11 protein-coding genes and 2 pseudogenes are annotated in these 11,090 nt (G+C 45.0%); 10 read left to right on the top strand and 3 right to left on the bottom strand.

Annotated features, from left to right (window positions below; translation table 11 throughout):
* The first annotated feature begins 203 nt into the window (after window positions 1-203).
* Window positions 204-1,028, top strand: a complete 825-nt coding sequence (locus ACTNBR_RS07100; RefSeq protein ID WP_427806184.1) for a deoxyribonuclease IV — start codon at window positions 204-206, stop codon at window positions 1,026-1,028.
* A gap of 64 nt (window positions 1,029-1,092) precedes the next feature.
* Here ACTNBR_RS07100 and ACTNBR_RS07095 read toward each other — a convergent pair whose 3' ends face one another.
* Window positions 1,093-2,148, bottom strand: coding sequence for a LacI family DNA-binding transcriptional regulator (locus tag ACTNBR_RS07095; RefSeq protein ID WP_441017406.1), 1,056 nt, complete (start codon window positions 2,146-2,148; stop codon window positions 1,093-1,095).
* A gap of 45 nt (window positions 2,149-2,193) precedes the next feature.
* Between ACTNBR_RS07095 and ACTNBR_RS07090 the strand changes: the two genes are divergently transcribed.
* From ACTNBR_RS07090 to ACTNBR_RS07060, 7 genes and pseudogenes are all read left to right on the top strand, one after another.
* A complete protein-coding gene (locus tag ACTNBR_RS07090; RefSeq protein ID WP_441017409.1) occupies window positions 2,194-3,153 on the top strand; it encodes an ABC transporter substrate-binding protein in 960 nt (319 codons plus the stop codon).
* Between the two features lie 15 nt (window positions 3,154-3,168).
* Entirely contained in the window at window positions 3,169-4,041 is an 873-nt protein-coding gene (locus tag ACTNBR_RS07085; protein WP_441017412.1) for a carbohydrate ABC transporter permease, read from the top strand.
* Entirely contained in the window at window positions 4,041-4,901 is an 861-nt protein-coding gene (locus tag ACTNBR_RS07080; protein ID WP_441017415.1) for a carbohydrate ABC transporter permease, read from the top strand. The genes ACTNBR_RS07085 and ACTNBR_RS07080 overlap by 1 nt, the downstream gene beginning before the upstream one ends.
* Before the next feature lie 15 nt (window positions 4,902-4,916).
* Window positions 4,917-6,269, top strand: a complete 1,353-nt coding sequence (locus ACTNBR_RS07075) for a glycoside hydrolase family 32 protein (RefSeq protein WP_441017418.1) — start codon at window positions 4,917-4,919, stop codon at window positions 6,267-6,269.
* 221 nt (window positions 6,270-6,490) lie between these two features.
* Window positions 6,491-6,601 (top strand): annotated as a pseudogene (locus ACTNBR_RS07070) (aspartate 1-decarboxylase); the annotation flags it as partial.
* A pseudogene (locus tag ACTNBR_RS07065) lies at window positions 6,591-6,689 on the top strand (pantoate--beta-alanine ligase); the annotation flags it as partial. The pseudogenes ACTNBR_RS07070 and ACTNBR_RS07065, both read left to right, overlap by 11 nt.
* Window positions 6,690-6,692: 3 nt before the next feature.
* Window positions 6,693-7,682: a bile acid:sodium symporter family protein gene (locus ACTNBR_RS07060; RefSeq protein ID WP_441017421.1), complete on the top strand. Its 990-nt coding sequence runs from the start codon at window positions 6,693-6,695 to the stop codon at window positions 7,680-7,682.
* Window positions 7,683-7,750: 68 nt separating this feature from the next.
* On the opposite strand, the gene ACTNBR_RS07055 is transcribed toward ACTNBR_RS07060, so the two are convergent.
* Complete coding sequence (locus ACTNBR_RS07055) at window positions 7,751-8,320, bottom strand: hypothetical protein (RefSeq protein WP_320812956.1); 570 nt, start codon at window positions 8,318-8,320, stop codon at window positions 7,751-7,753.
* A gap of 718 nt (window positions 8,321-9,038) precedes the next feature.
* Between ACTNBR_RS07055 and ACTNBR_RS07050 the strand changes: the two genes are divergently transcribed.
* Together ACTNBR_RS07050 and ACTNBR_RS07045 are read left to right on the top strand one after the other, a co-directional pair.
* Window positions 9,039-9,200 carry a hypothetical protein gene (locus ACTNBR_RS07050; RefSeq protein ID WP_320812955.1) on the top strand — a complete coding sequence of 54 codons (162 nt, stop codon included), beginning with the start codon at window positions 9,039-9,041 and terminating at the stop codon, window positions 9,198-9,200.
* The gene (locus ACTNBR_RS07045) at window positions 9,200-9,862 is read left to right on the top strand and encodes an HAD family hydrolase (RefSeq protein ID WP_427806177.1); all 663 of its coding nucleotides are present in this window, start codon (window positions 9,200-9,202) and stop codon (window positions 9,860-9,862) included. Before ACTNBR_RS07050 ends, ACTNBR_RS07045 begins: the two co-directional genes overlap by 1 nt.
* Before the next feature lie 75 nt (window positions 9,863-9,937).
* On the opposite strand, the gene nagA is transcribed toward ACTNBR_RS07045, so the two are convergent.
* Complete coding sequence (gene nagA / locus ACTNBR_RS07040; protein ID WP_441017424.1) at window positions 9,938-11,074, bottom strand: N-acetylglucosamine-6-phosphate deacetylase; 1,137 nt, start codon at window positions 11,072-11,074, stop codon at window positions 9,938-9,940.
* Between the last annotated feature and the right edge of the window lie 16 nt (window positions 11,075-11,090).

The following is an 11,090-nucleotide window of genomic DNA, read 5'->3' as shown; positions in this document are numbered from 1 at the left end:
GTGTGGTAACTTAACAATACAACATATACACAAAAACTGCTATTTTTTTTTGAAAAAAGTAGTGGTTTCACGTACTTAGGGCTAGCCGTCGCGCTAGCGACTTGGTACAATATTAATATAGCGTCTCGAAAATAACTGGACTGTAAGATAGAAATACTGAATGAATGAAATACAAAACCATATGCAGGAAAGAGAGAAAAAAGATGATTATAGGAACGCATATGTCCATTGCCGGAGGACTGGAGAAGACGGCAAAAAATGTAGTGAAAATGGAAGCAAACACCATGCAGATTTTCAGCCGGAATCCGAGGGGATCGAATTTTAAAGTGCCGTCGGAGAAAGAAGTATCAGAATTTCAACGAATCCGAAGAGAGAATAACTTTGGACCTGTTCTTGCACATGCTCCGTATACGATGAATCTTGCCAGCCCAAAGCCGGAGGTTTATGAATTCGCATGCACCGTGATCCGCGAGGATGTTGCCAGAATGGATGCACTTGGAATCGAGAATATGGTATTCCATCCGGGAAGCCATACCGGGATCGGAGTGGAGGCCGGTATTCAAAATATTATCGCAGGGCTGAATCAGGCGATTACCGGGAAAGAGAAGATTACAGTGCTTCTGGAGACGATGACCGGAAAGGGGACAGAAATAGGCGATCGATTTGAACATCTGAAAGCAATCAGAGATGGGGTGGATCATCCGGAACGGATCGGAATCTGTCTGGATACCTGCCATGTATTTGCGGCAGGATATGATATCGTGAAGAATCTGGACGGTGTGCTGGAAGAATTCGATAAAGTTCTGGGGCTGGATCTGCTGCGGGCGATTCATCTTAATGACAGTATGACGCCGTTTGAATCGCATAAGGATCGGCATGCAACGATCGGGAACGGTGAGATTGGACTGGAACCTTTGTTGAATGTACTGAGACATCCGGCACTGAAAGATTTGCCTTTCTATCTGGAAACACCGCTGGATGATGCAGGACATAGGGATGAGATAAAAATGTTGAAAGAGATGATATAGAGGGGGACTGCGAACTCATCCCCTCTAGTCACTCTATAACTTGCTCTTTCTCCGATTGCACAGATCAAAAAGCCTCAGCGTAGCCGGACTCTTTTTCCGTAGTTTCGCGACGCAAAAGAATCGGTGCAATAATCTTATGAACCGGTTTTTCCTGCAGGTGTGGACGGCGTTTTTTACGTTCAGTCATCTGATCGACTAAAAGGCTGACAGCCTCACCTGCGATGGTGTTGATCTGCTGGCCGATGGTACTGATTGGCATGACAGCTTCTCTTGAAATCGGAGAATTGTCAAAACCGATGATCAGATAGTCATCCGGCAAGAATCCGTATTTCCGGAACAGAATATTCAGAAGTACATTTGCATGGGTATCATTTGAAATAAAGATACCTTTTTTCATGCCCTGGTACTCTTGCTCAAGTTCTTCGACAATCGAAAACAGTACATCGTAAGTACTTTCGAAGCTGTGTCCCATTTCCCGGACATATGTCTTGTAATTCAACTGTCTCTCTTCGCATAGATCCAGAAATCCCTGTAGTCGCCCGTAGGACGGAACGGACTTTGCAGTTGGGGAATTGATGTGGATCAGTATGTCACATTTGTGCCAGGCAAGCAGGCTGGTGGCCTGATAGCCATCCATGTAGTTGTCGGTGTTTACACTTGAGACAAACTCATCCTCTCTCTCGATGGTTACAACAGGAATCTGAAGGGAAGCGAGTTCCCGTGAGGGAATAGTATGGCTCATGATAATCAGACCTTCGATCTTGTATGCCATCAGTTCCTGAATATAGCAGCGTTCTGTCTCTTCGTGTTCGTTCCCGATAAACACAAGGAATTTGTAACCGAACTTTTCGTATGAAGCGAGTATCTGATTCAACATTTCAGAATAATAGTGGTGGTATAGATCCGGTACGATCACGCCGATGAATTCTGTCTTGCCGTTCGCGAGAATTCGGGCTACTTTATTCTCTTTATAATTCAGTTTCTCCAGCGCATCGGCGATAATCTGCTGATTTTCCAGAGTGAGCGAATCCGGATTATTGAAATAACGGGAAATCGTTGTTTTGGAAAAATGGGTATATTCCGCAATGTCACTGAAGGTTACGTTTTTCTTGGTTCCCATAACCTCCTCCTTTTCTCCTCTTTTGAGGGTACTGAGATCACGCTTTTGAATACGAAAGCGGAGATTCAGGTAGCACTGGAGAAGATGGGAGCGGCTTTTGAAGAGAAATCCGGAGTTCATGTGGAGGTTATGCCGGTAACGGACGGAGATTCACCCTATACGAAGATGGTCAGCCTTTATAACTCAGGAAATCCGCCTACACTGGCGATCCTGGATACCACAGATGTGATTGCGCTTGCTGAGGAGAAAGCGGCGGATCTGACAGAAGAACCGTGGACTGCGGAAGCGGAAGAGTATTTGACAAGGATTAACGGAAAAGTATACAGCTTCCCACTTTGTATTGAAGGAAGAGGTCTGATCTACAATAAGAAAGTGATTGAAGGTGCATTGGGAGAAGAATTCGATCCGAAATCCGTTACCACTCTGGATGAGTTTGTTGGATTGCTCGACAGACTGGTGGATGCGGGAATCGAAAAGCCTGTTTCCCTTGCAAAGGAAGACTGGTCACTGGGGGCACACCATCTCCAGTACATATATGAGACCTATGACGGCACTTCTGAGGGTGCGGCGAAGATAATTGAAGAATTGAAAAACGGAGATTTGAAAGTTGAATCTTACGATCGCGTTTATGAATTACTGGATATGTTCGATGTCCTGAAGAAATATAACGTGGCAAAGGGTGATCCGCTGGGAGCAGACTACGATGAGATGGCAATTGACCTGGCAGACGGAAAAACGGCTTTCTGGTTCAACGGAAACTGGGCTTGGCCGAATCTTGAGGAAGCCGGAGCGGAAACTGAGGATGAATATGGTTTCCTCCCGTATTTTATGAACAATGATCCGGATGATTTCGTGAACTGCAGGATTCAGGCTTCTCCGTCCAAACAGGTGATGAATGATCACTGGTCTATTCTGGGATCTGCAATGCAGAAATATCTCGCGGGCCGCAGTGACAGGGAAGAACTGATTGAGTCAATTCAAGATTACTGGGATGAACAGGAATAAGAAAGGGATGGAGTTATGGAATCAAATAATAAAGGAAAAGATTTCTGTATGTTTGCGTTACCGGGGCTGTTTTGCTTCGTGGCAGTTGTGATTGTTCCGTTTGTATATGGTGTTTACCTTACGCTGACAGACTGGAATGGTGTATCAAAGGTTAAAAATTTTGTGGGGCTTAAGAATTTCGCAGGAGTGATGAGAGACGGTCAGTTCTGGACATCCCTGCTTCTGACCTTCAAATATGTGATTGTGGTGGTATTGCTGGTAAATGTACTCGCCTTTGGAATCGCGTATCTTTTGACCAGAGGAATGAAAGGTCAGAATTTCTTCCGGGCCGGATTCTTTACGCCAAACCTGATCGGAGGTATCGTACTTGGTTATATCTGGCAGTTTGTATTTTCCAGAGTATTCGTAAGTATTGGGGAGACGACCGGATGGAAATTGTTCGAGGTGTCATGGCTGTCAGATCCGGACAAGGCGTTTGCGGCGTTGGTGCTGGTGTCTGTTTGGCAGCTTTCTGGATATATGATCCTGATCTATGTGGCAGGATTTATGGGACTCAGTGAGGACGTGATGGAAGCGGCACAGATTGATGGAGCTTCCGGATTTGTGAAATTAAAAAGTATTATCATGCCACTTATGATGTCATCGGTTACGATTTGCCTGTTCCTGACATTATCACGTGCATTTATGGTTTACGATGTGAACCTGTCATTGACAGCAGGCGCGCCTTACGGAACAACAGAGATGGCGGCAATGCACGTGTATGAGAAGGCATTTACATCCAGACAGTTTGGTGTAGGTCAGGCGGAAGCGTTGATATTATTTGTGATTGTGGCTTGTATCAGTGGAATTCAGGTATACATGACGAAGAAGCAGGAGGTGGAAGCATAATGAAGCAGACAAAAGTTGGAGGAAATAAGAAAAAAGCAGCAGATATGCTTGCGATGCTGGGACTTATCATTATTTTTGCAGCGTACATGTTCCCGTTTTTGATGGTAGTGATCAACTCCCTGAAACAGAAGAGAGACATTATCAAGAGCCCGTTTTCATGGTTGTTTACAATCAAAGGCCTGTCATTTGACAATTTTGTAAAAGCATTTACACAGATGGATTTCTTGAACGCATTCAAGAATTCGCTGATCGTGACGGTTTCGGCAACTCTGCTTGTGACGCTGTTTGCGGCAATGCTTGCGTATTATATCGTTCGAAATAACAATGTGATCTCAAAAATTACATTTGCCCTGATGGTGGCTTCCATGATCATTCCGTTCCAGGCACTTATGATTCCGTTGGTTAGTATTTACGGAGGCACACTGAATATTCTGAATCACCGGGCAACCTTGATCTTCCTGCATATAGGATTTTCAATGGCAATGTCAGTATTCATGTTCCACGGATTTATCAAAGGAAATATTCCGATTGCACTGGAAGAAGCGGCTTACATTGACGGATGTACACATTCACAGACCTTCTTTAAGGTCGTACTCCCGCTTCTTAAGCCGATTATTTCCACGATGGTCATCCTGAATTCTATGGCTTTCTGGAATGACTTCCTGCTGCCGTCGCTGGTTCTGACAGATAAGAAGCTGTTGACGCTGCCGCTTTCAACGTACAGTTTTTACGGAACCTATTCTGCGGATTATGGTACAATTATGGCAGGACTGCTGCTTTGTGTGATCCCGATTCTGGTCCTTTATATTATCCTTCAGAAACAGATCATCGGCGGAGTGGTAGCAGGTGCAGTAAAATAAAAGGATGGCTTGAATATGATGAGAAATGTATTGCATTTAAAAGCTCCGGGAAACTGGATCAACGATCCGAACGGATTTATATATTACAAAGGAAAATACCATTTGTTCTATCAGCATTTCCCGTATGCTCCTGTGTGGGGAACCATGCACTGGGGGCATGCGGTGAGTGAAGACCTCGTCCATTGGGAACATCAGGGCATTGCGTTGTTTCCGACGAAAGAATACGATCAGAATGGTGTGTTCTCCGGCAGTGCGCTGGAAGTGGATGGAAAGCTGTATTTGTACTATTCTGCTGTAAAATATCTGGAAGCGGAAAGTGAAAATATCCATATGGCAAAGAACGGAAAATTTGAGACCAGCCAGGCTCTGGTGATTTCTGAGGATGCAGTGCATTTTGATAACTGGAAAGAGAAAATGCAGATCATACCTGTAAACCATGATGATGCACAGGCACACGCCGCACATACGAGAGATCCGAAGGTATGGAAAGAAGGAGACACGTATTATATGGCGCTCGGAAGTACCTTCAGGGAAGAGACTGGTAGGCTTGTGATCTATACCAGTAAGGACGGGATACACTGGGATTTTGCGAATCAGATGCTGGATGGCAGATTCGGAAAGATCCTGGAATGCCCGGATATTTTCAGAGTGGGAGATGACTGGGTGTTTGAAGGTTCGGCGATGTATATCGGAGATCCGGAAGAAGGGTATGAAAGTCACGCAATCTGTGCCCCGGCTGTATTTGAGCCGGGGAAATGTGAACTGTCCATTTCGGGAGAGTGCAAGTATATGGATTATGGAATGGATCTCTATGCACCGCAGACCAATCTTGATAAAGATGGCCGGAGAGTGATGATAGGATGGATGCGTATGCCACAGGCAGTGAAAGAAAAAAACGGTATGGAGTGGAATGGGATGATGTGTCAGCCAAGAGTCATAGATGTGGAAAACGGACATATCTTTTTCCGGGTTCATCCGGAAGTAAGAGCATATTTTAATCAAGAAACACCGATTCCGGAGAAATTGGATTATTCTCGTCCTTTCTGTCTGAAAATGAATCTGGAGGAGGGAGAAATCCTGAATATCGGAGGGTACCGTATCTGGATGGAAAATGGTGCGGTACATACAGACAGAAGCATTGTTTTTGCAGGAATGAAAAGCTGTTCGCTGATTGGCAAAAGTCCGGATGTATCCGGAAGGTGTGAACTTGAGATTTTCGTTGATAAAAATCTGATTGAAATCTTTATAAATGACGGAGAATTTGTGATCAGCCATGTTGTATATGGATTGGGAGAATGTATGGAACTGTCCTGCAGTTCCGGGAAAAAAATTCTGTTTTTGCGGCATGGCGGGGATGAAGAGATGTAAGTTGTTTTTCACACAGTAGCCGGTATTTACTGCGGGCTACGTGCCGGGAGCGTACATGAGCCACGATGTAAAAGGGGCAGCAAAAAATATACGGATTCGTTGTTGCAAGATGAAATGTCAGGGTGCTATAATACCTGCGGAGATAGTATTCCAAGGAAGCTATACTCTGTCTGATTCACTGTGATTTTCATGCCGAAATGATTTGGGAAAGGAAGTTGAAGATGACAGTAGAAATGCTTAAAGGGAAGATACATCGTGCGACTGTTAAGCAGGCTGAACTGGATTATGTGGGAAGTATCACAGTAGATGAAGATCTGTTGGATGCAGCCGGTGGAGCGGGTAGAGAAGGATGTCCTGGTGGCGATGGCTGTCTACATCGGTAAAACGAGACTGATCGATAATTTCAGTTACGAGGTGTAGGCGATGTATAAAATGATGAAAAAAATCGGGAAAATCAGTTCCTTTCTTACGAAATACATCGGAGTGATCATCATTATTTTTTCTGTGCTGGCTTTCTTTTGGCGTGACGGATTTGCGTGGACGACAAATTATACATCCATGTTCCTCGGGATTGCCATGTTTGGAATGGGACTCACAATAAAAATGGGAGATTTTCAGGTCGTATTTTCCAGACCGAAAGAAATACTCATCGGATGTCTGGCACAGTATACGGTCATACCGTTCCTGGCGTGGATCCTTGCAGTTGTGTTGAAATTACCGGAAGATCTGGCGCTGGGAGTGATTATGGTGGGATGCTGTCCGGGCGGGACTGCGAGTAATGTGATTACATATATTGCAGGAGGGGATGTGGCATTGTCGGTTGGAATGACGATTGTATCGACACTTGTTGCACCGCTTGCAACACCATCTTTAGCGTACGTGCTTGCCGGCGCATGGGTAGAGGTCTCCTTCATTGCAATGGTCCTTTCGGTTGTGAAGGTGATTCTGGTTCCGGTTCTTCTCGGAATCCTGATCCGAAGTATTCTGGGAAAACAGATTCAGAAGATATCTGAGATTCTGCCCCTGATATCGGTGGTATCCATTGTGATGATCATTTCAGGAATCGTCGCGGTGAATGCAGATAAGATCATCAGCTGCGGCATACTGGTTCTGGGAGTCGTAATCCTTCATAATCTGTGCGGAATGGGAATCGGATTGGCGGCGGCTAAGTTCCTGAAGGTACCGTATGATAAAGCGACTGCGATCGCCATCGAAGTGGGGATGCAGAACAGCGGACTTGCGGTTTCACTTGCGACAGTCAATTTTGCGGCGAATCCGCTTGCAACTTTGCCGGGGGCGATTTTCAGCGTGTGGCATAATATGTCCGGTTCTGTTTTTGCGGGAATGCGCCGCAGAGGAGAAAGACAAGAAACAAATGCGAATGTACGGGAAGAGAAAATGGAATGTGCATAGACGAATAAATAGAAAAATACCAGGAAACGTTTGAAACGTCCTGGTATTTTTTATGAACATTCCGATTATCAGTCAATAGAATTGTCGGGTTCCGGTTCCGTAACCGTTCCCGAGAGCATGCGGACCGGGCTGGATTTGTCGATATCCTCAGCGATCTTCTGAGCTTTCAGAAGAATATCCGTTATTTCGGTTTCTTCTTCGGCCTCTTCCGGTACAAAGCAGCGTGCACTTTCGTCCGGAAACAGATGATTCTTAAGCTTAAATGCCATGAGAAAGGCTTCGAGTTCCTGCTGAAGCGCATCCTTGTAGAATTCAAAGTAGAATTTGATTTCTGTTTTTTCAAAATTCGTACAAATGCATCCGCATTGACTGCCGTGGGTGCGGCTCTGGCGGCGGAAATATTCCGGATCCCCTGTTACCATATAGAAAATCTGAACCAGAAGGTTCTCTTCAATATCACTTTCATATGTAAACCAGTGCTTACTCAGTGTGTCCTTCTGCAGGGACTCTTCATCAATATCGTATTTTTTTAATAATTTCTGATAAAGCTTGATTGCAGATTCCCGCTCTCCGCCTTCTCCGCGCTCGGCAAGAGCTTTGATTTTTAATAATTTGGCTTCTAATTTGTTCTCATCCACTGAAATAGTTCCCCTTATTATTTTGTCGCTGTTGCCATTATACCACAAGATGGTAAGAATGTGCTTTGTGATTTGCTAAAATATTAAGTTTTATATAAACTCTTTACCGTATCGGGAAGAATGTGCATTTATGTAATAGTATACAAAGATTTACAAGATGGCAGCAGTCTGTTGAAATGCGGATCGGAATATGATACACTTCCACCAAGAACAACCGTGTTGCAGGGTGGCTGACCTCTATTCTACATAGAATGGGGGTGGTGCTGATGGACAAGAAACCTTTTGACTTCAGGGACTTGATGGCTTTTGGAATGTTCATTCTGGCATTGCTGACATTCGTATTTACGTTTATCAGATAATGTTTTAAGGCATAGAAAAACCACCCCGAACTTTGACCGAGACAGGGTGGCGATTCTATGAATTTCCAATTTACTTTTGAGGTCAACCCCTTGTGGGCGGTTGTTCCTTTTCTGTGTCTTAAATATAGCATATCTGGCAGTAGTACGCAAGGACTGAACCAAAAATTGAGGAGAGTTTCTTTAACAATAGTAAAATAATAGCTTCAAAATATTAAGTTTTCTTTAGAATTTGTGAACTGTCTTGTCTATTCCCCTGAGAGTATAGTAAAATATAACCATAAAGAGTAGGCATGGTATGAATTCGAGGCCTGCTCCGGATATTCCATGTTGAGACAGTTATCGAGAAAGGGGAGTATACAATGACAGAAGATTTAATTAAACAGATAAAGGGAATCAAGCAGGCACTGGTGAATGTGGATATGTCAGGTGAGGATTGGGAAGAGAGAGAAGAGATCCTTGAGAAGCTGGAGGATGTCACCACTTATTTGAAGGATGCCATGGGCAAGGGTATTGAGTTCTGATGAGAAGAGTGGATGCACTGATATTTGACATGGATGGTCTGATCTTTGATTCGGAACGGGTGGTGCAGCGAAGCTGGAATGAGGCAGGAACGGAACTCGGTTATGGACGTGTCGGGGAACAGATTTACCATACACTGGGATTTAATGTAAAACAGCGGGAAGTGTATTTTAAAAGAATATATGGTGAAGATTTCCAAATGGAAGAATTCAATAATCTGACGCGGAAAATTTTCTATGAGATTGCGGAGTCGGAAGGGATAGCCATGAAGAAGGGCGTTCGCGAACTGATGAAATTTGCGAAAGAAAGCGGAATTCAGATCGGACTTGCGACTTCATCCAGGCGGGAATACTCTGTCCGTTTGCTCACAGAGGCCGGAATATGGAAATATTTCGACGGATGTGTATTTGGAGATATGGTTACAAAGGCGAAGCCTGATCCGGAGATCTATCTTAAAGCTTGTGAAGCAGTCGGGGTATGCCCTGCAAAAAGCATTGCTTTGGAGGATGCTCCGGCCGGGATTCGAGCATCTCATGCGGCAGGAATGATTCCGGTCATGGTGCCGGATCTTGTTGAACCGACGGAAGAGATTCAGAGTCTTTACTACCGGCGGGTAGATTCCCTGATCGAGGTGATTCCGCTTGTGGAAGAACTGGAGAAATAGAATAAAAGGCAAAAAAGAGCTGTGCTTCAGATGAGGCACAGCTCTTGAATTATAAAAGTCTGAAATCCGGTATAATTATCCGTGAATGATGACTTGCCTGAGATTCAGATCCTGATCCAGAAGTACCAGATTGGCAATCTTTCCGGTGGAAATGCTTCCGTAACAGTCATAGATTCCGATTGCTTTTGCCGGATTCATGGTGGCACATGCAATGGCACTTTCCAAAGGGATCTGCATTTCTTTGACAGCGGTTCTCATGCAGTCCATCAGATTGGTTACGGAACCGGCAAGAGCACCATCGCTGACAAGTGTGGCGTATTTCCCCTTTACAGCAACATCCTGTCCGCCAAGTGTATACTGACCGTCTTCCATTCCGGCGGCACGCATGCTGTCACTGATCAGGATCATGCGGTCATCGCCAAACAGTCGGAAGGTAGCCCTGACGACAGACGGATGGATATGCACACCGTCACAGATCAGCTCGGCACGGCAGTGCGGACTGTCGAAAGCGGCACCGACGACTCCCGGAGCACGGTGCGTGAAGGGAGGCATGGCATTGTACAGATGGGTGGCATGTCTGGCACCACGGTCATAGGCTTCTTTGGCGGTCTTATAATCTGCAGTAGTATGTGCCAGAGAAATGGTAACTCTGTCGTGGAGCGCATCGATGAATTCCATTGCGCCCTCATTTTCCGGGGCAATATCGATCAGCTTGATGAGACCGCCTGAACGTTCCTGAAGACTGTTGAAAAGCGCTTCGTCACAAAGCCGGATATGTTCGGCAGCCTGAGCCCCCTTTTTGGCTTCACTTATAAAAGGCCCTTCCATGTTGATACCGACAAGAGAAGACTGTCCCGGACGGGCAGGTGATTCGTTATAGGTACGTGCTGCATCCATAACCTGAGCAAGCAATTCCGGGGACACCGTCATGGTTGCAGGACAGACGGATGTGACACCACAAGAAGCTTCATAGCGAGTGATTGCATCAATCGCTTCTACAGTACCGTCACAAAAATCATGTCCCATGCATCCATGGAAATGGATATCGATTAGTCCCGGGATGGCATAAAGCCCATCTGCATCCAGAACGGATTCAGTTTCGGCAGGTATTAAGGAAGGGCAGATATCCGCAAACACTCCATCTGTAATTCGAATATCCTGCCTGGAAAATGTTTTATCTTCTCTGTAAACAAGTGCATTTCTGATAATCATAATTATTATTCAGCCT

It is taken from the genome of Bariatricus sp. HCP28S3_F11 (assembly GCF_052065395.1).
In the GTDB taxonomy this organism is placed as follows: domain Bacteria; phylum Bacillota; class Clostridia; order Lachnospirales; family Lachnospiraceae; genus Allocoprococcus.
This window is presented reverse-complemented; position numbering and strand designations above follow the sequence as displayed.

Excerpts from the sequence above, each read along its gene's own strand:
- ACTNBR_RS07100 (WP_427806184.1), top strand. The coding sequence starts at position 204 with ATGATTATAGGAACGCATATGTCCATTGCCGGAGGACTGGAGAAGACG.
- ACTNBR_RS07095 (WP_441017406.1), bottom strand. The coding sequence starts at position 2,148 with ATGGGAACCAAGAAAAACGTAACCTTCAGTGACATTGCGGAATATACC.
- ACTNBR_RS07085 (WP_441017412.1), top strand. The coding sequence starts at position 3,169 with ATGGAATCAAATAATAAAGGAAAAGATTTCTGTATGTTTGCGTTACCG.
- ACTNBR_RS07080 (WP_441017415.1), top strand. The coding sequence starts at position 4,041 with ATGAAGCAGACAAAAGTTGGAGGAAATAAGAAAAAAGCAGCAGATATG.
- ACTNBR_RS07075 (WP_441017418.1), top strand. The coding sequence starts at position 4,917 with ATGATGAGAAATGTATTGCATTTAAAAGCTCCGGGAAACTGGATCAAC.
- ACTNBR_RS07060 (WP_441017421.1), top strand. The coding sequence starts at position 6,693 with ATGTATAAAATGATGAAAAAAATCGGGAAAATCAGTTCCTTTCTTACG.
- ACTNBR_RS07050 (WP_320812955.1), top strand. The coding sequence starts at position 9,039 with ATGACAGAAGATTTAATTAAACAGATAAAGGGAATCAAGCAGGCACTG.
- ACTNBR_RS07045 (WP_427806177.1), top strand. The coding sequence starts at position 9,200 with ATGAGAAGAGTGGATGCACTGATATTTGACATGGATGGTCTGATCTTT.
- nagA (WP_441017424.1), bottom strand. The coding sequence starts at position 11,074 with ATGATTATCAGAAATGCACTTGTTTACAGAGAAGATAAAACATTTTCC.